A 24,855-nucleotide genomic window follows, 5' to 3' on the forward strand; every position below is an offset into this window, starting at 1 on the left:
ACCGTGACTTCTGACGCGACTGACTTCGATTTGCACTCAGCCGCAATGAGCAGTTCTCATCAATCAAATGGGCCCGATGCGACAATGTGACACTGCGGCCATCACCCTTTCAACGTGTGTGACGGCAAATCTTCGACGAGGGCAAACGGTACGATAGTGGCAACGCCGGTCGACCATGACTTGGTGTCCCGCCCGCCTGCCCACCCCCAAAGCTTCCATGTCGCTCCGCCCGCTGCCATCCCTCGCTATTGCGCTATTGGTTTCCATATCGTTTGATGTGCTTTTGTTCGACGCCTCCATTTGCGGTGCGACCGAACGACCGTTGGACCAGTCGCCGGCGAACGAATCGGATTGGGGCTATCGTCCTGGGCATGACACGGCCGTGTCGTCGAATCCACCCAATTTTCATTGGCGGCCGCAAGCAGAAATCAATCGCTGGCAGCTTCAGTGTTCGCTTGACCCAAGTTTTCCAGATGCCGACACGTACCACGCCGATGACTTGGATTTGTCGGTACATACGCCGGCGTCCACATTATCACCGGGAACCTACTTTTGGCGTTATCGCGGAATCGACGCCAGCGACCGAAAGACGAACTGGAGCCAAGCCCGACGGTTTACGATCACTGGCGGTTTGCCGGAAATGCCCATGCCGTCGCGTAGCGAACTGCTGGCCCGCATTCCAAGCGAACATCCTCGACTTTTCATTCGGCCCGAAGACGTGGACCGTTTAAAAGAGCTTGCCGAAGGTCCGATGGCCGAACAGTACGCCGAACTGTGCCGGCAATGCGATCGCATACTGAAATCTCCTCCATCGACGGAAGAGCCCCGCAAGTATGGCGACGACATCACGCCGCGTGGCGAACAATGGCGAGAACTTTGGTGGGGCAATCGTCAGCGTACCATCGCCGCTCTGCGTTCGGCCACCACGTTGGCATTCACCTATCGACTTTCAGGTAACGATGCCTACGGCGATCTCGCTAAACAGATCTTGATGGATTGCGCCCAGTGGGATCCACAAGGTGCGACGGGCTATCGCTACAACGATGAAGCAGGAATGCCCTACGCGTACTACTTTTCACGCGCTTACACCTTCATCCATTCACGGTTGACGGAAGCCGACCGGCGGAAGTGCCAAGAGGTGATGCAAATCCGGGGACAGGAGATGTACGAACACCTGTGCCCGCGGCACTTGTGGAGCCCGTATTCCAGTCACAGCAACCGTGCCTGGCACTTCCTGGGCGAGGTGGGGATTGCGTTTCATGGGGAGATCGATGACGCCGATCAATGGACTTGGTTCGCCGCCAACGTTTTCTTCAGCAACTACCCCGTATGGAGCGATGACGACGGTGGTTGGCATGAAGGGGTCACATATTGGAACAGTTACATCAGCCGTTTCACTTGGTGGGCCGACATCATGAAGAGCGCGTTGCGGATCGATGCTTATCAAAAGCCTTACTTCAGTCAGATCGGCTACTATCCGATTTATCTGTTGCCGCCGGGAAAGGTGGGCGGTGGTTTCGGCGATCTGAACGCCAAAGCATCATCGTCCAAAGTCGTCGATCTGATGCACGTCTTGGCATCGCAATCTGGGAATCCTCACTGGGGCTGGTACGTCCAACAACATCCCGACCATGAACCCGAAACGGACTACGTTCAATTCATTCGCGGTGCGATGGGCAATCTGCAGTCATCCCCACCGGTCGACTTGCACGAATCTCGTTGCTTCGCCGGCACCGGCCAGGCAATGCTAAATACGAACTTGATCGATGCGAAGGACAATGTCCAAGTCACCTTCAAGTCCAGCCCGTTCGGCACGCAATCCCATGGCTACGAAGCGAACAATTCGTTCTTGCTTTGGGCTTACGGGAAACGCTTGCTGATTCGATCTGGGAAGCGAGACATGTACGCCAGCGATCATCACAAGAATTGGATGTGGAGCACCCGATCGGTCAACAATATCACGGTCAATGGCATCGGACAGTTGAAGCGTTCTGCAAAGGCAACAGCGAAGATCGTCGACTTCGTCCAGTCGCCAAGTGTCGATGTTGTGGTTGGTGAAGCGGGCGATTGCTATCGTGCAAATGCGAATGACTCACGATCCGCATTGGATCGGTTCACCAGAACCGTCATCTTTGTGAAGCCGGAAACCGTGGTCGTCTACGACCGTCTAGTTCCGACCGAAGCGTCGACGATGACTTACTGGCTTCACGCCGTCGACAAATTTGACATTGAAAACCAGCACGAGATCCAGGTTCATCAGGACGATGTCCACTGCCACGTGAACTTCTTGGTTCCCGATGGATTGAAGTTCAACCAAACGGATCAATACGATCCCAATCCGCGACCAAGAATCCAGTTGCGTGAATGGCACTTATCAGCGGACGTTCCCGCCGAACATTCAGTCGCTGGTCGGCCATCGGAGTTTTTGACCGTCTACCGAGTTGCCCAGGGTCGCGATCCTGCGTTTGCAAGCTTCGATTATCGGGTGATGGACGATCGCTATGAATTGGTTTCGCGCACACCGCAACAAACGGTTACGGTTCAAATCCCGCAAGCCGCCGCAGCGTACCGAAGCACTGCTGACGCTGAGACCGAGCAAATTCAGATCAGAGTCGAAGATCCCGCCGGCAAGAAGACGCCGCAGAGGTTCACAGCAGATTTGCGTTAGATAAATCCGCGTTCGTCTGGCAAAAAAGAAACTTTCTGGGGTCTGAATTCGCGTCCAGGCCCTGGAAATTTCGCGTCCACGCACGCACAACCGGATCATTCCGCAAGAAACGCATCGATTTCCTGGTCAAAAGTGACTCTCCGGTGCAACCAGCTGGATGACGCACGTTTTGCGTAACGTAGCGTTGCCTGTTAGTGCGAATCCGACAGTTTGCAATTGCGGTGCTCGCACGCCCCGGTCGACCACGACCGAGGAAATTGAATTTGGAATGCCACTGATGCGTGCACCACCTGTCACGACCGAGGAACCGCCTCGTTTTGTTTTTCGCGACGATCCGCTGCTTGCGGCAATCGTGGGATTGATCGTCGCGATCACACTATGGCTGGCACTGTTCCCGTTCGTCCCCGCGGTGACTCGGGCAACGATGGATCGCTTTCACCTGCGGACTGAATCGTTTGCATTGTGGGCAATTCAACAGCCCATTCCCGCGATGTACAGCTTTCGCAACCGATACGCCGTCATTCGTCATCAAGACGGAAAACGGCAAATATCCGAACAAGCAACGATCAATCATTTCCCGTTGCGTTCGGTCACGTTTGCCAATGGTCGCTATCGAAATTTGAAAGATCGACAGGACTGTCAGATCGAGCTGGAATCTAGCTATCGCGGGCATCGCTTGCGAACGGTCTATCAAGTCGACACCGATGCCGACATCACCATGCGTCTGCGGCGGGTCGATGACGATCACGGACAGTTACCGACACGGGGGTTGTGATCGATGCATTCAACCCCACCGTCGATGTCGGCGTCCTTGGACAACATGGATTGGATCGATACCGAAGCCGCGGAATCTTGGTCGATGTCACGACCCCTGGCCGCCTTTCGCTTCGTCGTCGTGTTGATGCTGGCGGCCTTGTTTTGGAAATGGTCGTTTTTCTTAGCGGCAGATTATGTGTATTCCACTTGGCCGCTGGCGGATGACTTTTTCCCTGGTTGGTTGCAGTCCATCACGACACTCCGGATCGGATTCTTTGGCGGAATCTCCGCACTCGCCTTTGCGGTAGTGACGCCGACTGCGAAGGTCCGTCGGACGGGCTGTCTGATCGGCTTTGCCTGCATAACCGTCTTGGTTTGGCACCAGGGCAGCCACAATGACATGACGTTCGCGACGGCGTGGTGGGCCAGCCTTTGGGCGTTTTGGATGTCATCCAGGCTAGTGAAGCTGGATGAACTGACCGCCGACCAACGCCCAGCTTATGAACGCATCTTGATCCGACGGGCGGCATGGCTCAGCCGGCTGATCGTGTCGATGATATTGCTGGGCGGCGCGGTGGGAAAATGGACGGACGAATATTGGTCCGGCCAAGTGTTCTATGAGATCTATTTCTTCGACCGTGACTACTGGGTCTTCAATTGGTTGCGAGCCAACTTTGACGCCGAAACGGTTCGCGACATCGCCACCTGGTACAGTCGCAAAGCCGTGGTGGTGGAAACACTGGGCGGACTGTTCATTTGGCTTCTGCCGCCGCGTCATGCCGCGGCATTGGGCGTCCTGATCTTTGCATCCATTGCCTTGCTGTCGAACCTGCTGCTGTTCAGCGTCTTGCTGACCATGATCGGGCTTGCTTCGGTCGGCTGGTTTACCGTTGGCACTGAAGATGTTTCACGGAACGATTGATTCGTTCTTGGCTGAATAGCTAACGCGACAAATCGCAGGGAAACTCGTAAGCATGCGCGGCACGTTCTTGCGCCCGGCAACGTGAAACATGCCGTGGGGTCAGGGTCGAATCAGAATTCCGTCTGGACCCTGGCGATGAAGGTTCGCTAGTTTCCCATCTTTGCCGCAACCGCACCTTGGGATGGGTGCCGCGGAGACGTTTGTTTCGGTGCGAAGGATCGCCCATGCAACGCTTGATGCGTTATCGCGACTTGATTCTGCCGCTGGGCATCATCGCCTGTTTGGTGGTCATTCTGGTCCCGTTACCACCGATGTTGATGGACCTGCTGTTGGCGGGAAACATCACGATCGGCGTGATCGTGTTGCTGACGACCGTCTACGTAGCGACACCGCTGGAATTCAGCATCTTTCCGTCGTTGCTTCTGGCGACCACCCTGGCTCGGCTGGTGCTGAACGTCGCCACGACGCGTTTGATCCTCAGCGGTGCCGAAAAGAACCAGATGAACGCCGCCGGCGGCGTGATCCAAAGCTTTGGCGAATTCGTGGCGGGCGACCGACTTGAAATCGGATTGATCATCTTTGTGATCATCGTCCTGATTCAGTTCATCGTGATCACCAAGGGGGCGACTCGGATCAGTGAAGTCGCTGCCCGATTCGCGTTGGACGGAATGCCGGGTCGGCAAATGGCCATCGATGCCGACATGAATGCCGGACTGATCGACGAAAAAGAAGCCCAACGTCGACGCCAAGAGATCAACGCACAGGCGGACTTTTATGGTGCAATGGATGGTGCCAGCAAATTCGTGCGGGGCGATGCGATCGCCGGCATCGTCATCACCTTGGTCAATGTCGTTGGCGGACTGTACATCGGCACGATGCGGGCGGACATGTCCTTTGGCCAAGCCGCGGAATTGTTCACCAAGTTGACGATCGGCGACGGGTTGGTCAGCCAAGTCCCGGCGCTGTTGATCTCCCTGGCTGCCGGCTTGCTGGTGACGCGAAGTGCCGCCAAGAGCAGTCTGCCGGAACAGTTCCTGCAACAACTGTTTGGCAATCCCAAAGCTTTGATGGTCGCTGGTGCGTTCTTGTGCCTGATGATCGTGACCAATTTGCCCGCCTTGCCCATGGCCACGCTTGGTTTCGGTTGCATCGGGTTGGCCGTCGTCATGAATCGGCACTCTCATCAAGCAGCCGAAGCGAAGCAGGCGGAAATGGAGGCGGAAAAGGCCACGCCGCCACCAGAGAAACGTCCCGAAGATTTCCTTGCCGTCGATCCGATGGAAGTCGCCATCGGGCTTGGATTGTTGCCATTGGCCGATCCGTCGCGTGGCGGTGATTTGATGCAACGCATCACCGGCATTCGCCACTCCATCGCCGGCGATATCGGGGTCATTTTGCCCAAGGTGCGAGTCCGCGACGACATGACGTTGGGACAAATGGAATACCAGATTCGTATCGCCGGTAACTCCATGGCGACCGCGTCGTTGCTTCCCGACCATTTGCTAGCCATCGATAGCGGACAGACCACCGGTACCATCGAAGGCGAAGCGACTCGCGATCCCACGTTCGGCGAGCCCGCGGTTTGGATCGACCCGATGCGGCGGGAACAGGCGGCGATCTTTGGTTACACGTTGGTCGAACCCGGTGCAGTCCTGGCAACGCATCTGCAGGAAATCGCCAAGCGGCACGCCGACGAATTGTTGTCCCGCGATTCCACCAAGCATCTGATCGACGAATTGAAGGAAGTCGCTCCCGCCGTCGTGGATGAACTGATACCAGGGGTGATGAAGGTCAGTGAAGTCCAGCAGGTGTTGCAACAACTGCTGCGTGAAGACGTGCCGATTCGCCAACTCAGCCTGATCCTGGAAACCCTGGGGGATTTCGCTGGCAAAACCAAAGATCCGACGCTGCTTTGTGAATACGTGCGCCACCGACTGGCACGGACCATCAGTTCCCGCTATCGCGATGCATCAGGCCGTTTGCACGTCGTCACCCTGGATCCGGAAATGGAAGATCGCATTGCGGCCGGCGTGGAACACAACGAACGAGGACTTTTTGTCCGGATGAGCCCTGAAGCCGTGGACCTCACTTGCAGCCGATTGCAAGAAGCGGTTAAGAGACTGATCGGTCTGGGCCACCACCCGGTCGTTTTGGTAAGTCCAAGAATCCGACCGGGGCTCCGGCAAATCACCGCGGTGACCATTCCACGGTTGCGAATCCTTTCCTTCAACGAAATCACCCAAGACACCCAAATCGAATCACACGGGGTCGTCAGCGACCAAGCTTCCGGCAAGGCCTGATCCCCCATATCAACAGTCCCTGAAACCGACGCCATCGTCTTCCGTTTGTCTTCGTCGACCGACGATTCAAAACGACAATCACTTCCACGTTTGACACCATGCACATTCGCACGTTCCGAGCCGCCAACCTGCAAGCCGCCCTGGCGGAAATTCGGCGACAGATGGGCCCGACCGCGTCGGTGCTGCACACTCGTCAGGTTCGTGACGGCTGGCTGGGCTGGTTGGGACGAACCCACGTCGAAGTCACCGCGGGCATGAGCGATGAATTGCCGGCAAACGAAATGCCGGTGTCAACGTCCGCGTCGCCCACCGATCCGATGGCACCGGAACCGACAGGAATTGACGCCCGTGACCCTTCGTCCGACGTGCAAATTCGCCTTCGCACCGACAGCAGCGATGATCTGCCCGCATCGTTGGAAGTCTATCGTTCCGAATTGCTTCAGTTGGGTGTACCGCATTCGATCGCTGCACGATGGATCAGTTCCACCGCCAGTTTTCAGGCAACGCTGGGTGACCATGCAAGCCCGCTGACCTGGGCCGAACCGCTACAACAAACCGTCGCCCGCAACATCAAAATCGCCGGCCCCATTCGCACACGTCCGGGGCACCGCCATGTGGTGGCTCTGGTCGGCCCCACCGGCGTCGGAAAAACGACAACGATCGCAAAGCTGGCCGCCGGCTTCCGAATCGAAGCCCGTCGTCAGGTCGGTTTGCTGACCATCGACACCTATCGCATTGCCGCAGTTCAACAACTCAAGGCATATTCGCAAATCATGGATTTGCCCATGGAGGTCGTCGAAGACCCCGGCGATATGCAAGCGGCTTTGGAACGGCTGGGCGACGTCGACTTGGTCTTGATCGACACCGCAGGCCGTAGCCCTCGCAGCGACGCGAGAATCGAACAACTGGTGTCCTATTTGGATGCCGCAAAGCCTGATGAGATTCACTTGGTGCTGAGTGCCACCAGCGGCTTGGATTCCATTTTGACGACGCTGGACGGTTTTTCGCCGGCACGTCCCGACGCAATGATCTTGACCAAGATGGACGAAACACCGCACAGCGCAACGGTACTGGCCGCGCTCGAACAGTCGGTCGCAAGCGACCGCGGAAACGGGCGATCATTGCCGCTGAGTTACGTCACACATGGTCAGCAAGTACCCGACGACATCGGCATTGCCGACGCGGATGCTTTGGCACAGCAAATGTTTCCCTCTGCGGTTTCACGACAGCATTTGGAAGCCGCCTGAGAAACGGATTGTTAAAGGTTTTTCGATCAATCCGATCAAGTCAAAGCCACCCGCCAACCGATACAGAAAAATGGAGCGGCCCGCGCAAGAGAAATTCAGCTTGAGTCTGATTTTCAAAATCTTGCCAGATCGTTCCGACAGGAATTTATTGTTTCGATTTGACCCGTTCACGTGGATGGGCCGTTGATCAGGACTTACGCCGTCTCACTCGGTTCCCTCGCCATGGCGATGGTCATCATTCGTGGTGCAATCCACCGCGAATTGGTCAGCCAAGTGGTTTTGGAATCCGTGACCGTGCTGGTGGTGTTCGCGATCATCGGCGCTTTTGCCGGATGGATCACGGATCACCTGATCTGTCACAACGTCGAACAGATGTTTCGCCACCGAGTGGACTGGTATCGCCAGAGCATCGCGGAAATCGAAACGTCGACAACGAAATCCAATAATACAGACTAAACGTGGCCAAACGCGTCGCCGGCAGGATGCCGCGACGGCCAAATGATTTCACGGAGGATTGAATGGCAGCGACAGTCACAGCCGATGACGAGATCCTACAAGTATGGGCCACGTTGAAGGAGACGTCGAAAGACGCTCCCAACTACGAACCGCTTCGCAACAAGCTGGTCGAACGGTACATGCCGCTGGTCAAATACAACGGCGAACGTATCTGGCAACGCTTGCCCGATGGCGTCGATCTGGACGACTTGATCAGCGCGGGCATCTTCGGGTTGATGGACGCCATCGACGCGTACGACCTGGACCGCGGTGTCAAATTCGAAACCTATTGCGTGCCGCGGATCCGTGGCGCCATGTTGGACGAACTGCGAACGATGGACTGGGTCCCGCGTTTGGTTCGCAGCAAAGCCAGCAAGCTGGGCGTCGCTCGCAAGACCCTGGAAACCAAGTTGGGGCGTGCCCCGACCGTCCAGGAACTTGCCGAGCACATGGAATTGGACGTCAAAGAAGTCGAAAAGATGCAGTCCGATGCCAACGCGGTCGGCGTCGTTTCGCTGAACAAGAAGTGGTACGAAACGGACAGTTACAAAGACGTTCGTGAAATCGACATCCTGGAAGACAAGAAGGGTGAAGACCCGACGCGTCGTGTCCAGAAGAACGATCTGATGCGTCTGGTGACCAAAGGCCTGAATCGAAACGAACGCCTGATCATCATTCTGTACTACTACGAAGAATTGACGATGAAGGAAATCGGCGCGACTTTGGATCTTTCCGAGTCACGCGTCAGCCAAATGCACACCTCCATCGTCAACCGGTTGCAAACGCAACTGGGTGTCCGCAAGACTGAATTCGCCGCCTAGATCATCGACCAACGCTCTAGCTCGAACAGCCGCCGGTGTTTTCACCGGCGGCTTTTTTCGTGAGTCGACCATTGTTTCGATGCCTCGAAATACAACCGCGTTTTCCAGCGTCTGCGGAAAAGATTTCCGTGGGGGGTAAACCGCGATCCAATCGATAGCGACTGGTGCGTGCGACATACTCCAAAACAGCGAACCGTGGGCCGTTGCGATAAAATGTTGGCTTCCCAGTTAGTGGGGCCATTTCGATTGGGCCCGACACCAAGTCCTTTTCGCACGACCGCTGACTTATGATCCTGGCACTCGACCAAGGCACCACCAGCAGCCGCGCCCTGCTGATCCATCACGACGGATCCGTCGTTGGAATGAAACAGCAAGAGTTCACCCAACATTATCCCAAGCCGGGCTGGGTCGAACATGACGCGTTGCAAATCTGGCAAACCCAACGCGACGTCGCACAACAATTGCTTCAGGAACAGCAGGTTCCAGCGGACGCTGTGTCGGGAATCGGCATCACCAACCAGCGTGAAACGACCATCATCTGGAATCGCGACACCGGCCAGCCCCTAGCGCCGGCAATCGTGTGGCAGGATCGCCGCACCGCCGAGCAATGCGAACGCTTGGTCGAGGCAGGGCACAGCGAACAAGTACGAAACAAGACGGGATTGGTGATTGATCCCTATTTTTGTGCCACCAAGTTACGGTGGCTGCTGGACCACACTCCCGACGCTCGGCGACTGGCCGATTCCGGAAAGGTCGCGTTCGGGACCGTCGACAGTTGGCTGATCTGGAACCTGACCGGCGGGCAACGACACATCACCGACGTCACCAACGCGTCGCGAACCATGTTATGGAATCTGTCGGATCAGCGGTGGGACGACGAACTGCTGAAGCTATTCGATATCCCGGCCAGCGTTTTACCCGACGTCGTTTTGTCGTCTGCGATCCATGGTGAAACGATCGCTGACCTGTTCGGTTCCCCGATTCGAATCGCTGGAATCGCGGGCGATCAACAAGCCGCTTTGATGGGACAAAATTGTTCGCGACACGGCATGGCAAAAAACACGTATGGGACCGGTTGCTTCATGCTGATGAACATCGGCAATCATCCGATGCTTTCCGAATCCAAGCTGTTGACCACGGCGGCATGTCGCTTGGACGAATCATCCTCCTATGCGCTGGAAGGCAGCATCTTTGTTGCCGGTGCAGCGGTGCAGTGGCTTCGCGACGGATTGGGCATCATCGAACAATCGTCCGATGTCGAAGCCTTGGCTGCTCAGGTCGACGACACCGATGATGTCTATTTGGTTCCGGCACTGGCCGGACTAGGGGCACCCCACTGGGATGCACACGCACGCGGCACTTTGATTGGAATCACTCGTGGTACAACCCGTGCCCATTTGGCTCGCGCGACCTTGGAAGGCATTGCGTTTCAAGTTGCCGACGTTTTGGATGCAATGAAGAAAGATTCCGGCATCGACCCGACCGAGTTGCGTGTCGATGGCGGCGCGGCCGCAAACAATCTGTTGATGCAGTTTCAAGCGGACATCTTGGGCGTTCCAGTTGTTCGCCCCAAGTCGGTGGAAACAACCGCGATGGGCGCCGCCTACCTTGCGGGCCTCGCAACCGGATTTTGGAAAGACACCGCCGAAATCGAAACCATCTGGACCGTCGACCAAACGTTTCACCCGACGATGTCGTCCGATGAGGTCATTCACCGTCGCGGGCGTTGGCGCGACGCCGTTTCCAGATCTCGCCATTGGGATAAAGCTTGATGTCCATGAATAGCGTGCCCAAACCATTGGACCGACACGCATCGGTTGAACGAATCCAAACTCGTTCTGCCCCCTGGGACTTGGTGGTCATTGGAGGCGGGGCAACGGGTGTCGGCATCGCGTTGGATGCGGCAACGCGAGGCCTGGATGTCGTGTTGGTGGAACGCGACGACTTTGGCAAAGGCACCTCCAGCCGAAGTACTAAACTGGTTCACGGTGGCGTTCGTTATCTCCAGCAGGGCAACCTAACCCTGGTCCGCGATGCACTTCGTGAACGATCGTTGTTGCGAAAGAACGCACCGCACACGGTTCATCCGCTGTCGTTCATCATTCCCTGTGATTCAAAACTTGCCCGATGGTATTACTGGACCGGGCTGAAGCTGTATGACGTGCTGGCGACCGGCAGAGGTTTCGCGGGCTCAAAAATGCTTGACGCCAAATCCGTCGGCGAACACTTACCGACGTTGGCCAATCACGGAACCGGCGGCGGCGTCCAATACCAAGATGGCCAGTTTGATGACACGCAGTTGTTGACGGACATGGCGCTGACCGCAGCACAGCACAACGCATGCTTGCTGAACTATGCGAACGCGTTCGACTTTGAAAAGTCGACTTCGGGCTCGATCGTTGGCGTTCACGTGACCGATAAGGAATCGAATCAATCGTTGGAAATTCGGGGCAGGGCAGTGGTCAATGCGACCGGCCCCTTCTGCGACCAGTTGCGAGCGGTCGATGCGCCGGACAGTTCGCCCCTGGTCGCCGCCAGCCAAGGCGTCCACATTGTCTTGCCCAAAGATTTCCTGCCGGGATCATCGGCACTGATGGTTCCAAAGACCAGCGACGGACGCGTGCTGTTCATGATCCCCTGGTACGATCATGTTCTGGTCGGAACCACCGACACCGCGATTGATGAAGCGATCGTCGAACCGTCGGCACAAGATCAAGAAATCGAATTTATTCTGGAGACCGCATCGGATTATCTGAACCGCCGGCCAGGATACCAAGACATCCTGAGCGTCTTCACTGGAATTCGACCGTTGGTGCAAGACGATCCGAGCGCAAGGACGGCATCGCTTTCAAGAGACCACAAAATTCAGGTGTCCAACTCCGGCTTGATCACCATCACTGGCGGCAAATGGACGACCGTTCGAAAAATGGCGGAAGACGTGGTGGACCGAGCGATCAAAACGGCAGATCTGCCATCACAACCGTGTCGCACCACCGACACTGCCATCATCGATGGCAATGCCATCGAACCGGACGGTGCCGACCCGACGCCTCTACATCAGAACTTCGCCTACACCGTTGCCGACGTCCAACGAGCAGTACGCTATCAAATGGCCCGAACGGTGGAAGACGTCCTGGCACGCCGCACCCGGTGTCTATTCCTGAACACATCAGCGACGATGGAAATCGCCGAAACGGTGGCGGACGTAATGGCAATCGAGCTGCAAAAAGATGGCGATTGGAAGCAAAAGCAACTAAGTGAGTTTCGCGAAACGGCATCGCATTTCTTTCCGCCATCTCCAACGATGCAACCTCGCTAGCCCCATTGAACGACGCTAAAACCGACAGCATTTAAAGTTGCGATTCTTAGCCGGCCTGGTCAAAGAGCCGCTGGTTCAAAGGGACTGGCCGGCGGATGCGAAATGGCGCGATCCCCAAATAGTTTCCGAAGCCTTTCAATGCTGCGTCGGACCGATTCGTTTGGTTGTTCTGCCAAGTTATGAAATTCCATCGGATCGCTATGGTGGTCATACAGTTCAACACCTGAATCTCCGCCATTCCATTCCGTATAGCGATAACGTCTGGTTCGAACGGAGCGTCCCATGACTGGTGTTGCCAAGCGTTGATCTGCTGGGCGTAATACTTGCGTCACCGCACTGCCGTTCCAATCCTCGTTCAGCGGTTGATCCAATAGCGGCACCAACGAACGGCCATGAAGCTGTCCTGCCAGGTCACCCAATGGCACACCAGCCATTTGCAGGCATGTCGGAAAGATATCAACAAATTCAACGATACGATCACAACTGACGCCGTTTCCTTTGGCCTTGGGCGAATACATGACCAGCGGTGTTCGTGCCCCTTGTTCAAAGAGCGTTCGTTTTTGCCAAACGCCGTTGTGTTCTCCCAGATGGTATCCGTGATCGGACCAAAACACGATCACAAGATCATCCCACAAGTCGGCAGCGTCCACTGCGTCCAAAATCCTTCCCACCTGCGCGTCAACAAATGAAACGGTCGCGTAATAGGCTTGGATGGCTTTCCGCAGCGTCAATGAATCCAAACCATAGTTTGGAACGGGGCAATTGTGGGCAAACGCCGGGGTGGGGATATCGTCCCGATCATTTTCGGGTGCCCAAGGAAGCCGAATGGTTTCCAACGGATAGAGATCAAAGTACTTTTTGGGTGCAATGTAAGGTGTGTGTGGTCGAAAAAAACCTGCCGCAATGAACTGGGGTCGTTTAGGCACGTCTTCCAGCCACTGAATCGCTTGGGTTGCCACCATCCCATCGGTCTGTTCTTCGTCGGTTCCATCGGCGGCCAGCCATGACAACGAAGCACTGATTTTCCGATGCGGTTCGGCGTTGAAGACAAGATGTTCCTCACGCTTGTCTCGTCCTTTTGGATTGACCACCTGATCCCAAGACACAGGATCATCAAATCCATCGGTTCCGATGGCAGCGGGAACCGCATAGTGGAAGATCTTCCCAACTCTCCGCGCTTGATACCCCGCCATCTGGAAAGCTTGGGGCAGGGTCACGGCACCGGGTAATTCTTCGCGGAAATGACGCGCCAAGTCGTACACTTTGATGGCGTCAGGCCGCAGCCCGGTCATCACTGAAGCACGCGATGGATTGCAAAGGGGCAACTGGTTGTAAGCACGATCAAACTTTACCCCGCGAGAGGCCAATCGATCGATATTCGGCGTCACCGCAATCGGATCACCGTAGCACCGGATTGCGGCACCCAAGTCGTCGACCGCAATCATCAGAACCGATTTGGGCGTTTCCGCCCCCACTGTGGTCGCACAAATCCACAGCAGCGTTCCAAGTAAGATGGCGAGCGGAAACCTCGCGACACTGCACAGCGATCCGCGTCGGCCAAAGCACAACGAAGGCCGATCCATTTTCACAGACGGCGAGAACCAATCCTTCGTCAATCGGCGATATCGGGAAACGAGCGTGGATGCCATTGATTGGGATTCTCCAAGGGCCGCGGATCAGCATGAACGGTGCGTTGATCCCCCTGTTGTAGCATCCAATCGTTCAGTCTGTGTTTGAAATCACCGATGGTTGCTTCATGGTTTGGATCGTTCGCCAAGTTCTGCTGTTCCCAGGGATCCGATTCCAAATCGTAGAACTCCCACTGCGGCCGCTTGTAGTATCTATTGATGATGGCGGTTGCACGTTCGTCAGACAAAAACCGATCCGACCACTCGTTCCAGTAGGCACCTGCACCGGGCTTGCGTAGCAGATCCGAGTGATTGGTATGCGCCCATTCTGGATGCAGGTTGTGTATCAGCTTCCAACGACGCGAACGCACCGAGCGGATTGGATAGACATTCATCCGACCATCACCCGTGTGCGTGGTAAAAATCCAATCTCTATGCTGATCCGCTCTTCCCAAGGCGACATCAGAAAACGAGCGACCGTCCAAATCATCCGGAAGACGGCCACCAACCAGGTCGATCAGAGTCGGCAGCAGATCAACCCAACTGACCATGGCACCGGTCGTCTTCCCGCTTGGAATGTGATCTGGCCAAGCCATGATCAAGGGCACACGGGTCCCATAATCATACAAGTTCCATTTCCCAAACGGCCATTGAGATCCATGATCACTGGAATGCACAAAGCAAACATTTGATCCCAAATGCTGCGCGACGTCCGAACGCAGTTCGCCCAGGTACTGATCCAGTTCTTTGATCTCTTGGTAATATTCCGCGCGGTGCTGGCGGGTCGCCGGCGTATCCAAATGATGCGGTGGAAATTCAATATCACCCATGTCGAAGGTCGTCTTGCTGGTCCAAGGAACATGAGGATTGCTCGTCCCCACGAACAGACACAGCGGTTGCGACGAGTCATATGTCCGCAAAAACTTCCGGACGTTGGGCTTCAACTGTTGAAGGGAAGATTGCAATCGAACGTCATCGAAACCGTACCGTTTCACCTGCTTGCCGTGTGCAACCTTTCCAAACGCAGCAACACAATATCCTGCATCTTTCAAATTCCCGATCAGCGACGCAATATCGGGACGCGGCTGTGTATGGTTCGCCTCCGCGCCGTTGCGAGCAGGCATCAGCCCGGTCAGCAAGGCGGCGCGACTTGGCGCACAGGCGGGTGAAGCCACAAATGCGTGAGTGAACACGAGACCTTCGTCAGCCAAACGCTCCATCTGTGGCGTCGGTATATTTGAATTCCCATAAAGGCTGGAATCCACCTGCGAATGGTCATCTGAAAGGTAGACGACCAAATGTGGCAATTGCGTCCCACTACCATCAGCCGTAGACACCCCAATCGCGGTGAATGCAGCCATCCATATCATGGTCAATCGCATCAACGAAACCTTCGGCAAGATAAAACAGTTCTTCGGATTCGAAACCTGACATCGATCGCCTGACTATTTTGATTTGGGCGAATGACCGGGCATGCGATCATAGGCTTTCATTTCCGTTTGATGACCGGCATCGCCACAAGCGGTCATCCAGCGATCCAGTTCCGCTTTCAATCGATCTTTCACCGCCGTGTACTGCGGCATCTGTGCCAGGTTATCTTGTTCCAGCGGATCATTTCGAATGTCGTACAGTTCGACTTCGGGGCGACTCGTGTAGCGTTGAACCAATTCGGCGGCGTGTTCATTTCCATTTTCTGCAGCCTGAACCCAACTCCTGAATTCTTTCGATCGCGTGCACGCGTTTTGGAACTCCATCTCCGGGCTGAAGTTCCAGATGTATTTAAAACGTCCGGAACGAACCGATCGGATTCCGTAATATTCCGATCCATGGTGAATCCCCCGAGTGGTCATCTCGCCAAACACATAGTTTTTGTGTGTCTGCTTGCCTGCAAACACATCCAAAAGGCTTGCGCCGTCCAGATTTTTGTCAGGTATACCGCCAGCGACCTCAATCCAAGTCGGCAAGAAGTCCACATACTCGATCATGGCCGGATTCACCGCACCTGGTTCCACTTTGCCAGGCCAACGAACCACGCAAGCCGACTGAAGCCCGGTGTCGTAACAGGTCCATTTAGCGAACGGGAAAGAATTTCCTTGCTCGCTGACGACCATGACCAGAGTGTTGTCGGCCAATCCCCGTTTATCCAACAGGTCCAACAACTTGCCGACTTGGCCGTCGAAGTATGTGATTTCGGCCAGATATCGCGAGAACGCCTCACGTGTTTCGGGCGTGTCGACAAAATAGGGCGGCAGTTCCAAATCTGACGGCGGATATTGCGACGCATCCCCCTTGTCCCACGGACTGTGAGGTTCGTTCGAACAGGCAAGCAGACAGAACGGCTGACCAGCCTGCTTGCACTCGGCGAAAAATTTGTCGATGCGTTTGAAATCGGGGGTCTTTCCTTGCTTCTTCTTCCCATCTGCATTCAGTTTTTCCCAAGTGAAGACACTCTTGGGATTGACGTGCGTTTTCCCGCTTTGCGCGACGCGATACCCCAAGTCGCCCAGGTACTGAACCACCGACTTTGTACCTGGATCGACCGTCGTATGATTTGGATATGCCCCGCTTTTGACCGGATAAAGACCGGTGTAAACGTTGTGACGTGTGGGTGAACACATGGGGGCCGCTTGAAAGCAGTGGGTCATCCGCATGCCCTGCGTCGCCAGAGCATCGATGTTGGGCGTCAACGCTTGCCCGCCATAACAACCGATATCACGGAACGTACAGTCATCGGCAATCACGAAGACAATGTTGCTGCGTTGAATTTCGGCTGCGTCGGCCGATTCATCTCCGCTCGCAGTGCCGGTCCAGCAGACGCCGGATATCCAGAGAAACGCGATCGAGAACAGACACACAATGCTCGTTTGATTTGGCATGTTTTTCTCAGTTGTCGAGATTGGAGCCGGTTCCCTCTAAGAATGGAAATGCCATTCCCGGCGGAAACTCGGATCGAAGGGGCGGGGCAGGGTAGGGGGCCCATCTTTCGGGCCAGGACGGTCCTGGGTTTTCAGTCCTGGGGTTTCTGCGTCAGACCATCTTCAGGAACACCTTAACTGAAATACGATCACCGATCGAAATGTCGACGGCAAATCAGCATCAACTTTGGTTGGCTGAAGCTGGCCAGACGCCCAGCCCTGATTTTCCCGGTCCCCAGGAATCGTTCGGAACAGCAAATCCGTGACGCCCACAACGGAATCTAGAGTGATAGCCGGCGCGTGTCGCACCAAGCCATTTGAACCCGAATGCCCGCTAGCACCGTTTATCGAGCGACGATCGGACGCAGCGTCCCCGCCGGCACCGAATCACCACTGTTGGGTGTGATCATCGCTTGAATGGTTGTGACGGGAGTCTGAAGATCCAACTGATGCACCTGGCCGTTTGCCGTGGCGACCAGAATGGAACCTGAATGCATGCCGCGTATTTCATCCGACATGCCACCGTATCCTTGGTTCCATTGTCGACGAAAATCCAAGTCGGTGGGCTGCATCCAGCTTCTGGTAAAAGCATCGGGCTGCACCTCGACCACCAACAATGTGGATGCACGACCATCGGAAATTTCTTTCGGCGATTTCGACTGACCGGGCGCAAAGATCGTTCGTGGTCCGAGCAGCACCTGATAAGGCGTTGTTCCCGACAACCCTTCATTCCTTGGATGGCTGTAAACGTCCGGCACCAAGTTTGTCCACTGTTGGTTTGCCGCGTTGTCCCAAGGCAGATCGAGCTGTATGGATTCGTATCGCTCTTTTTCACCCAGATAAGGCAAGATCAAGACTCTCCATGAATGCAGCGGAGTCCCCGACGGACCGACCGTGTAGGCCGGCGGATAGCGCCCATAGTCATCGGCGTAAGCATTCAACGCCTTCGCAATTTGCTTTAAGTTCGAAGTCGATACCGCGCGGCTTTGAGCCGTTTGGATTGTCGAAACGGCTCCACCACCAAACCTCACCACTGCGACTAGCATGGCGACCAAGCAGCCCAGAAAGACCAGCCCGGCGGTAAAGATGGCAAGCGGCTTGCGGGCAAGGGTGCTCCGCCACTGAAACGTGTCGTTGGCGTTTGCACTTGATCGAAGTGCCGATGCGTCAGGACCATCAAAGTCGGGAATCGTGATCGGTCGGCCACATGTCACGCAGGCCCCCTGCGCACCGCTGAATTTCCGATCAACTTCGGTTCGCGTTCCACAGTGCGGACAGGTGAAAAGAAATTCCATGGACGATTCAGATCAAAGAATCAGGCGGCTTGCGGTCAGTTCGTATCGACGGTCCATTGTAAAACAGGCGGGGCATCCGGATCAGATCCATGGCCCAAACGGCCGTCGATTCAGCCCTTCGATCCATCGATCACCTTCTGGCTCCGACCGGAGTCCCCGGTGTCATTTTCCCCAAGGTCATCGACGACGCTTGGACGGGTTTGTCCGCCACAACGGTCGCTGCGAACTCAACGAACGTGATCGCCCTTTTTGCTCATTGGGAAACGGAAACATGCGTTTGGTTATCCAGCGAGTCACCGAAGCGACGGTGTCTGTGGACGGAAAGATTGTGGGGCGCTGCGGCCCCGGCCTGATGATACTTGTCGGGGTGGGGCAGGGGGACCAAGCGGAACACGCCGAGTGGCTAGCCAAGAAGTGCGCCGAATTGCGCATCTTTGATGATAGCGACGGCAAGATGAACCAATCGATTCTGGATATCGGCGGGTCGGCTTTGGCGATCAGCCAGTTCACTTTGCTGGGGGACTGTCGAAAGGGTCGTCGCCCAGGATTTACCGACGCGGCCGACCCCGCCATCGCGAACGAACTGTACCAGCATTTTGTGCACAGCTTGGTCGGGCAGGGCGTTCCGACTGAGACCGGCATCTTCGCGGCCGACATGAAAGTGGCGCTGACCAATGACGGGCCGGTCACTTTCATTTTGGAGCGAGATTGATTCCCCGAATCTCGTCAGGATCATCGCCACGGCAATCGATCGGCCCATTGCCGAAACTCTTGCTGTGGGTCGGCAATGTAGGTTTCATAGGCCGCCCCGGTTTCTTGCATGCGGTTGCGTTGACGCAGACGATCCAAAATCCCGTAGTCGCCCCATGCCAGATAGGCCAACAAGAATAGCTTGGCGTACACCGACACGTTGGCGAGCCAGTTGTTGCCGAAGAATTTGAGCGCAGTTCCAAACGACTTTTTCAGTCGGAAGTGCCCGAGTCGGAAATCGATGCTCCAGATTTCGTCCAGGATTAGGTGCACCATGAAGCCCACGAAAACGGCCAACGATTTGTAGACACGGATTCCTTCGCTGGCGCAGGGCATTGCTAGATACGCCGAAAGTCCCGCGACCAAAGCCGCCGGAATGCTATGCCACATTCCGCGGTGGACCGTGTAGCGTTTGAAGACCTCCACCAGGATGAATCGGATCGTCACGTAGACCAGCATCGCCCCCAACGCCATCGCTTCGTTGGATAGCCCCATGTCGCGAAAGCGTTCGATCATCAGGACAGGCACAATCGCCGCGGCGAACATACTTGTTTCACGCAAAGGGATTCCCGAATCACTGTCCAGATCGGGCAGCATCCCACTGACGCTGCACAACCCGCCTGCGATGATCGCGGATTCCAGCGACATCCCCTGGGACGCCATTCCCCAATACCCATAGCCGACGCCGACCAGCGTGCTTCCGGTGATGTGGGTTTTGAAATCGGCCACGACGCGTCGGTTTTCAATGCAGGGGTGAAGGTTCGAATCGACGGAGCAGGGCGGTCCGCGGGGTGTCGCACCGGGGCATCATTGCGTCGCCCTTGCCGCGGGCAACACGCCGGTCAGTTTGGCGATCGCTGGATCCCCGTCACCAACAACAGCCATGCGGAGTTCCCCGCGTCTTACATAGCCAGTATTCACCGCCGAATGCCACTGCGATTGGTCTTCAGATGCCGCCGGTCGATCGCGTATAAGAAAGTCGCTTGCAGAGGCCAACGTCGCGGCGTCATGGAACAACGAAGTCGTGTTTCATTTTTTGCTAGCAAAACGCCCTGCTCCCAAACTCGTTCGCGGAATGGACAATTACGACATCCTGATGCTGGTCGTCTTGGTCGGAGCCACGTTGTTCGGCGCGATCAAAGGCTTTGCGTGGCAACTGGCTTCGATCGCATCGATCGTCGTCAGCTACATCGTCGCGTACCAGTTTCGCGAACCTTTCAGCGAATCCATCAAAGCCGATCCGCCGTGGAATCGCTTCCTTGCGATGCTGATTTTGTACGTGGGTACGTCGCTGGTCATCTGGATGATGTTCCGGATGATCAGCCGGACGATCGACCGCATGCGATTGAAAGAATTTGACCGGCAAATTGGTGCGATGTTTGGCCTGTTGAAGGGCGCGTTGTATTGCACCCTGATCACGCTATTCGCCGTCACTCTGTTGGGTCCGGGCCTGCGCGAGTCTATTGTCGCAAGTCGCAGCGGTCGCTACATCGCTCGCGTCCTGGACAAGAGTCAAGCAATCATCCCACCGGAATTGCACGAAATCGTTCAGCCGGTTTTGGACAAATTCGACCAGCAGTTCCAACAGGCACAACCCGGTCCATCCCAACCATGGTCGGCACCGTGGTCGGGTAACTCGGCGGAAAACGATCCCGCGGCGCAAAACTGGAATTCCGGATTCGCATCGGGTTCAGGATCTGCGCCCGGCGGCGTGCCGGCGATTCCCGCATCGGCATCATCATGGTCCGGTGGCCGATCCAATTCGACGCCGATCAACCAATTCATCCAGCAAGGCCTGGATCAGGCGCGCCAGCAAGTCGATGCCTGGGGACGCCAAATCGACCAATCACAAGACGCCTATCGGCGAGCCGAAAACGCGTATCAAGACGTCCGCCAATCGGCATCGCAGACGTATCAAAACGCACAACGCGGGTACCAAAATTCCCAGCCATCTTCGACGTACAACCAAGGCCAAACCGGCAACGGATCGGCCTACGGAACGAACGGTTCAGCGTATGGCGGATCGAATTTCGGCGGCACATCGGCGCCGCAAAACGGCGGATGGAATTACGGCGGATCGAACAACAGCGTGCCACCATGGCAACGTTAGCGGGGCATCCATCGCCGTGGGTCCACTGTGACGAACCCGCGGAACAGCGAATCACCTGAAACACGGGGAAAACCGCACCTCGAATACAACATAAGGGGCATTATCGGACGTTGCGGAGCGGTTGAAATTCGCCCTGTTTTGCGGCCGCATCAGCGTCAACGTCTTGGAACAATCGCCCATCGATCGGCCGATCATGCATGCCCATGAAGTCGACGACGCAGACCATCAAGCGGTCGCCGCGATCTCATCAAAGATGCCCATCGCGCGGAACTTCTCGTACCGCTGTTCGATCAACTGATCGACCGGAACGGATTCCAATTCCGAAAGCTTGCGAGACAGATAAGTCTTCAGCCGCGACGCCATCTGGTGATGGTCACGATGGGCACCGCCAAGCGGTTCTTCGATGACGTCATCGACGACGCCCAGGCGAACCAAATCGCTGCTGGTGAACCGCAGTGCGTTGGCGGCTTTGGGCGCGTGTTCGTGACTCTTCCACAAAATGCCCGCACAACCCTCGGGGCTGATCACACTGTAGTAAGCATGCTGCAAAACGGCGACACGGTCGCCGACGCCGATCCCCAGGGCGCCGCCGCTGCCGCCTTCGCCGATGACGATACAGATGACCGGCGTTTTCAACCGACTCATCATGAACATACTTTCGGCAATCACTTGAGCTTGCCCACGCTCCTCGGCACCGACGCCGGGATAGGCGCCGGGCGTGTCGATAAAGCAGATCAGCGGCAAGCGGTACTTTTCGGCCAGCCGCATTTTGACCATCGCTTTTCGATAGCCTTCGGGGTGGGCGCATCCGAAATGGCAGGCGGCGCGTTCTTTGTACGTGCGGCCTTTTTGGTGTCCCAAGACCATGACCTTGAATCGGTCCAGCTTCGCGAATCCGCTGAGCATCGCACGATCATCACCGAAGTGTTTGTCGCCGTGCAATTCGACGAACTCGTCGAACGCCAGGGTCAAATAGTCGCGTGTGTAGGGGCGGTTCTTGTGCCGTGCAATCTGGACGGTCTGCCATGCATCCAGCGAACCGTAGACATCCTTCAAGCGATGGACCAATTCCAATCGCAATTGACGCAACTGGTCATCATCGGCACCGGTACGATCGGTGGCGCGTTCGATCGAAGCAATCCGTTCTTCCAGATCGTTGATCTCTTGTTCAAATTCCAAACCGGGGCCGGCGCTCATTCTTCATCACCTTCGTTCTTTGGCTTGCCTTTGATCAACAAGTCTTCGCTGCCGCGGATTCCCGGCATGTCGTCAAAGACGCTGATTTCAGGTGGCTTGGGACGTTTCTTGAAGATCTGCAGTGATCGAAAGATCTTCAAGAACTCCCACATGGATTCGGGTCGTTGATCGGGTTTCTTGGCCATCATCTTCTTGACCAACTCCGCGAACTCTTTGGTCACGTTGTTGTTCTGTGCGACGGCACTCGGGATGGACGCGTTGAGGTGCTTGCTGAGCAAATCGTTCGGCGTCTGGCCGGTGAACGGCGGCTTTCCCGTCGCCGCTTCGTACAACACACAGCCGAAGGAATAGACGTCGCTGCGTTCGTCACAGATCTTGCCGCGGATCTGTTCCGGCGACATGTAGCTGCGAGTGCCCTGCACTGTCCCGCCGCTGCGGTGAAACAACTTGCCGATGCCGGACTTCTTTTGCTCGGCGATCGTGAAGTCGATCAGCTTGGTGACGCCTTCGCGACTGACCAGATAATTGTCCGGCTTGATATCGCGATGGATCCAATTCTTGGTGTGCATGTAATACAGGCCTTCGGCGGCCTGCATGATGATCTTGTCCAGCATGAACGCCAGAGATTCGGGTCCGCGTCGCAGAGCCTGCTTCATGTTCAATTCGCTGAACAATTCCATGACCAAAAACGGCACCCCGTTTTCGACTCGGTGTTCGTACATCTTGACGATGCGATCGCTGCTGAGATCTTTGGCGACGGTGAACTCGTGCTTTAGCGCAGCTATTTCGCCTTTGTTCTCACGCATGCTGCGTTTCAAAATTTTCAACGCATACCGCTTGTGGTCATGCTCCTCGATGGCTTCCCAAACTTCGCTGGTACTGCCCGCCCGGATCAGTCGTGCTAGGCGATAGGGGCCCAGGAAGTCGCGAGTTTTTGACATTCGTAATCTTTGCGGCCGATGAGGGTTAGATAAGTCGTGCGGGCTCTCATCATAGTAGACGACCGGCAGATTGGTGTAGACCGAAAGGTGGCCTCAATCGTCACGAACCGCACCCGGGTCGACTGCAGCAGAAGCCCTGACCGTCTGGGAAACCTTGCCGGTGGCGGGGACACTGGGGATCGGGCGATGCTGGCCCCCAAACGCCTGGTCGATTCCGCACCGCCCTGCCCTTTCAGGAACCGGTCTGGACACCCGATTCGGCCAACAATTCTTGGTACACGTCGCGGATCCGCCGGGTCATGGTTTCGTGCTTGAACTGTTCGGTGAAACGGCGTCGTCCGGCATCCCCCATCGTTTGACGCTGCTGCGGGTCGGCGGCCAGTTCGACCAATGCGCGGGTCAGTGCTTCGACATCGCCGGGGGGAACCAGGAATCCAGTTTCGCCACTGATGCAAACTTCGCGGGCCCCATCGACGTCGTAGGAAACCACCGGGCGGCCGGCGATCAACGCTTGAGGCAACGCACGAGCCAGACCTTCGCGGTACGACGTGTGTGCCAGGCCATCCATCGCGCTCAGCTGGCGCGGGACCTCGGTCGGTGGGACCAACCCGGCGAACACAAAGTGCTTCGCCAGCCCGAGTTCGTCCACGCGACGCTGAAGGGAATCTTTCAAAATGCCATCTCCGACCAACAAGAATTTCACCCGTGCATTGGCGGCGACGACATCTTTGGCCGATTCGATCAGGTCGGCGTGGCCCTTCAAATGAAACAGTCGAGCGATCTTGCCGATGACAATGTCGTCGTCGACAAAGCCGTAATGACGCCGCATTTCCGTTCGATGCTGATCAGCGTCGTAAAACGGCTGCACATCCATTCCGCTGTGAATGGTGATGAACTTTTCACGCGGCGCGACGGACGCGTCGACCATCAAATCGGTCATCGCATCGGCCACCGAGATCAACCGGTGGCAACGCTTCGCCGCCCAACGTTCACACGCAGCGAAGAATCGTCGCGATGCGGCAGGCTGATATGGGTGAAACGGCGCACCGTGAACGGTGTGCACAACGGCCGGCACCTTTTCCGCCCATCCCGCCCATCGTCCCAGCATGCCGCCCTTGGCACTGTGGGTGTGAACGACATCCGGTTTGTATTGCCGAATCACTTGCCGCAATTGGCGGGCCGCGGTGGCGTCACGCAACGGATGAATGTTTCGTCGCAGCGAATCAATCATCCGCACCGGCAAATCGCCCGTTCGCCCCTGACTGATCAAATCACCTTCGGGGCCCAGCGCGGGTCCAGTCGCCAGCAACACGTCATCTCCATACAGTTGGACCAAGTCCAAACAGTTCAGCAACGTGTTTTCTTGCGCGCCGCCGATGATCATTCGCGTGATGACATGCAGTACGCGCACAAACTTTTCCCGATCAAAAAACGACGAAGCGTTCACCGAGGCCCCCGGTCCGTTGCCCGGGTTCCCCGTCGCACACGAAC

General features: G+C 56.2%; 19 protein-coding genes. 11 read left to right on the top strand and 8 right to left on the bottom strand.

What is annotated here, in order from left to right; translation table 11 throughout:
• Positions 1 to 217 precede the first annotated feature (217 nt).
• From HFP54_RS04765 to HFP54_RS04805, 9 genes are all read left to right on the top strand, one after another.
• Entirely contained in the window at positions 218 to 2,668 is a 2,451-nt protein-coding gene (locus HFP54_RS04765) for a DUF4962 domain-containing protein (RefSeq protein WP_168564283.1), read from the top strand.
• Between the two features lie 277 nt (positions 2,669 to 2,945).
• Positions 2,946 to 3,443 (top strand): hypothetical protein, encoded by a 498-nt coding sequence (locus tag HFP54_RS04770; RefSeq protein ID WP_146410898.1) that lies wholly within the window; start codon positions 2,946 to 2,948, stop codon positions 3,441 to 3,443.
• A 3-nt stretch (positions 3,444 to 3,446) separates the two neighbouring features.
• Complete coding sequence (locus tag HFP54_RS04775) at positions 3,447 to 4,346, top strand: hypothetical protein (protein ID WP_168564284.1); 900 nt, start codon at positions 3,447 to 3,449, stop codon at positions 4,344 to 4,346.
• A 236-nt stretch (positions 4,347 to 4,582) separates the two neighbouring features.
• Positions 4,583 to 6,646 (top strand): flagellar biosynthesis protein FlhA, encoded by a 2,064-nt coding sequence (flhA, locus tag HFP54_RS04780; RefSeq protein ID WP_168564698.1) that lies wholly within the window; start codon positions 4,583 to 4,585, stop codon positions 6,644 to 6,646.
• Positions 6,647 to 6,744: 98 nt separating this feature from the next.
• Entirely contained in the window at positions 6,745 to 7,893 is a 1,149-nt protein-coding gene (locus HFP54_RS04785) for a flagellar biosynthesis protein FlhF (protein ID WP_146410895.1), read from the top strand.
• 222 nt (positions 7,894 to 8,115) lie between these two features.
• The gene (locus HFP54_RS04790; protein WP_168564285.1) at positions 8,116 to 8,349 is read left to right on the top strand and encodes a hypothetical protein; all 234 of its coding nucleotides are present in this window, start codon (positions 8,116 to 8,118) and stop codon (positions 8,347 to 8,349) included.
• 62 nt (positions 8,350 to 8,411) lie between these two features.
• Positions 8,412 to 9,209, top strand: a complete 798-nt coding sequence (locus tag HFP54_RS04795; protein WP_145302784.1) for a FliA/WhiG family RNA polymerase sigma factor — start codon at positions 8,412 to 8,414, stop codon at positions 9,207 to 9,209.
• Positions 9,210 to 9,496: 287 nt separating this feature from the next.
• The gene (gene glpK / locus HFP54_RS04800) at positions 9,497 to 10,981 is read left to right on the top strand and encodes a glycerol kinase GlpK (RefSeq protein WP_146410891.1); all 1,485 of its coding nucleotides are present in this window, start codon (positions 9,497 to 9,499) and stop codon (positions 10,979 to 10,981) included.
• A complete protein-coding gene (locus HFP54_RS04805) occupies positions 10,981 to 12,528 on the top strand; it encodes a glycerol-3-phosphate dehydrogenase/oxidase (RefSeq protein ID WP_235951281.1) in 1,548 nt (515 codons plus the stop codon). Before glpK ends, HFP54_RS04805 begins: the two co-directional genes overlap by 1 nt.
• A 59-nt stretch (positions 12,529 to 12,587) precedes the next feature.
• Here the strand turns inward: HFP54_RS04805 and HFP54_RS04810 are convergent, their stop codons facing one another.
• The 4 genes from HFP54_RS04810 to HFP54_RS04825 all read right to left on the bottom strand — a co-directional run bounded on the left by HFP54_RS04810 (position 12,588) and on the right by HFP54_RS04825 (position 18,366).
• Positions 12,588 to 14,042, bottom strand: a complete 1,455-nt coding sequence (locus HFP54_RS04810; RefSeq protein ID WP_390656857.1) for a sulfatase — start codon at positions 14,040 to 14,042, stop codon at positions 12,588 to 12,590.
• 98 nt (positions 14,043 to 14,140) lie between these two features.
• Entirely contained in the window at positions 14,141 to 15,538 is a 1,398-nt protein-coding gene (locus tag HFP54_RS04815; RefSeq protein WP_168564286.1) for a sulfatase family protein, read from the bottom strand.
• Between the two features lie 63 nt (positions 15,539 to 15,601).
• A complete protein-coding gene (locus HFP54_RS04820; RefSeq protein WP_168564287.1) occupies positions 15,602 to 17,032 on the bottom strand; it encodes a sulfatase family protein in 1,431 nt (476 codons plus the stop codon).
• 383 nt (positions 17,033 to 17,415) lie between these two features.
• Positions 17,416 to 18,366, bottom strand: a complete 951-nt coding sequence (locus HFP54_RS04825; protein ID WP_168564288.1) for a DUF1559 family PulG-like putative transporter — start codon at positions 18,364 to 18,366, stop codon at positions 17,416 to 17,418.
• Between the two features lie 271 nt (positions 18,367 to 18,637).
• Between HFP54_RS04825 and dtd the strand changes: the two genes are divergently transcribed.
• A complete protein-coding gene (gene dtd / locus HFP54_RS04830) occupies positions 18,638 to 19,078 on the top strand; it encodes a D-aminoacyl-tRNA deacylase (protein ID WP_146410884.1) in 441 nt (146 codons plus the stop codon).
• 20 nt (positions 19,079 to 19,098) lie between these two features.
• On the opposite strand, the gene HFP54_RS04835 is transcribed toward dtd, so the two are convergent.
• On the bottom strand, positions 19,099 to 19,845 hold the full coding sequence (locus tag HFP54_RS04835; RefSeq protein ID WP_146410882.1) for a metal-dependent hydrolase: 747 nt from the start codon (positions 19,843 to 19,845) through the stop codon (positions 19,099 to 19,101).
• Between the two features lie 346 nt (positions 19,846 to 20,191).
• Here HFP54_RS04835 and HFP54_RS04840 point away from each other — a divergent pair, with 346 nt between their 5' ends.
• A complete protein-coding gene (locus HFP54_RS04840) occupies positions 20,192 to 21,226 on the top strand; it encodes a CvpA family protein (RefSeq protein ID WP_168564289.1) in 1,035 nt (344 codons plus the stop codon).
• Between the two features lie 225 nt (positions 21,227 to 21,451).
• Here HFP54_RS04840 and HFP54_RS04845 read toward each other — a convergent pair whose 3' ends face one another.
• The 3 genes from HFP54_RS04845 to HFP54_RS04855 all read right to left on the bottom strand — a co-directional run bounded on the left by HFP54_RS04845 (position 21,452) and on the right by HFP54_RS04855 (position 24,775).
• Positions 21,452 to 22,423 carry an acetyl-CoA carboxylase carboxyltransferase subunit alpha gene (locus HFP54_RS04845; protein WP_146410878.1) on the bottom strand — a complete coding sequence of 324 codons (972 nt, stop codon included), beginning with the start codon at positions 22,421 to 22,423 and terminating at the stop codon, positions 21,452 to 21,454.
• Positions 22,420 to 23,364, bottom strand: a complete 945-nt coding sequence (locus tag HFP54_RS04850; RefSeq protein ID WP_146410876.1) for a serine/threonine-protein kinase — start codon at positions 23,362 to 23,364, stop codon at positions 22,420 to 22,422. The genes HFP54_RS04845 and HFP54_RS04850 overlap by 4 nt, the downstream gene beginning before the upstream one ends.
• A 232-nt stretch (positions 23,365 to 23,596) precedes the next feature.
• Positions 23,597 to 24,775: a glycosyltransferase family 4 protein gene (locus HFP54_RS04855; RefSeq protein ID WP_146414167.1), complete on the bottom strand. Its 1,179-nt coding sequence runs from the start codon at positions 24,773 to 24,775 to the stop codon at positions 23,597 to 23,599.
• Positions 24,776 to 24,855: the final 80 nt, after the last annotated feature.

This window comes from Crateriforma spongiae, assembly GCF_012290005.1.
In the GTDB taxonomy this organism is placed as follows: Bacteria; Planctomycetota; Planctomycetia; order Pirellulales; family Pirellulaceae; genus Crateriforma; species Crateriforma spongiae.

Bases quoted from the DNA above. Each gene is read 5' to 3' on its own strand.
- HFP54_RS04820 (WP_168564287.1), bottom strand. From the start codon at position 17,032: ATGCCAAATCAAACGAGCATTGTGTGTCTGTTCTCGATCGCGTTTCTC.
- HFP54_RS04790 (WP_168564285.1), top strand. From the start codon at position 8,116: ATGGCGATGGTCATCATTCGTGGTGCAATCCACCGCGAATTGGTCAGC.
- HFP54_RS04825 (WP_168564288.1), bottom strand. From the start codon at position 18,366: ATGGAATTTCTTTTCACCTGTCCGCACTGTGGAACGCGAACCGAAGTT.
- HFP54_RS04765 (WP_168564283.1), top strand. From the start codon at position 218: ATGTCGCTCCGCCCGCTGCCATCCCTCGCTATTGCGCTATTGGTTTCC.
- HFP54_RS04815 (WP_168564286.1), bottom strand. From the start codon at position 15,538: ATGCGATTGACCATGATATGGATGGCTGCATTCACCGCGATTGGGGTG.
- glpK (WP_146410891.1), top strand. From the start codon at position 9,497: ATGATCCTGGCACTCGACCAAGGCACCACCAGCAGCCGCGCCCTGCTG.
- HFP54_RS04795 (WP_145302784.1), top strand. From the start codon at position 8,412: ATGGCAGCGACAGTCACAGCCGATGACGAGATCCTACAAGTATGGGCC.
- flhA (WP_168564698.1), top strand. From the start codon at position 4,583: ATGCGTTATCGCGACTTGATTCTGCCGCTGGGCATCATCGCCTGTTTG.
- dtd (WP_146410884.1), top strand. From the start codon at position 18,638: ATGCGTTTGGTTATCCAGCGAGTCACCGAAGCGACGGTGTCTGTGGAC.
- HFP54_RS04805 (WP_235951281.1), top strand. From the start codon at position 10,981: ATGTCCATGAATAGCGTGCCCAAACCATTGGACCGACACGCATCGGTT.
- HFP54_RS04775 (WP_168564284.1), top strand. From the start codon at position 3,447: ATGCATTCAACCCCACCGTCGATGTCGGCGTCCTTGGACAACATGGAT.
- HFP54_RS04785 (WP_146410895.1), top strand. From the start codon at position 6,745: ATGCACATTCGCACGTTCCGAGCCGCCAACCTGCAAGCCGCCCTGGCG.
- HFP54_RS04845 (WP_146410878.1), bottom strand. From the start codon at position 22,423: ATGAGCGCCGGCCCCGGTTTGGAATTTGAACAAGAGATCAACGATCTG.
- HFP54_RS04840 (WP_168564289.1), top strand. From the start codon at position 20,192: ATGGACAATTACGACATCCTGATGCTGGTCGTCTTGGTCGGAGCCACG.
- HFP54_RS04850 (WP_146410876.1), bottom strand. From the start codon at position 23,364: ATGTCAAAAACTCGCGACTTCCTGGGCCCCTATCGCCTAGCACGACTG.
- HFP54_RS04770 (WP_146410898.1), top strand. From the start codon at position 2,946: ATGCGTGCACCACCTGTCACGACCGAGGAACCGCCTCGTTTTGTTTTT.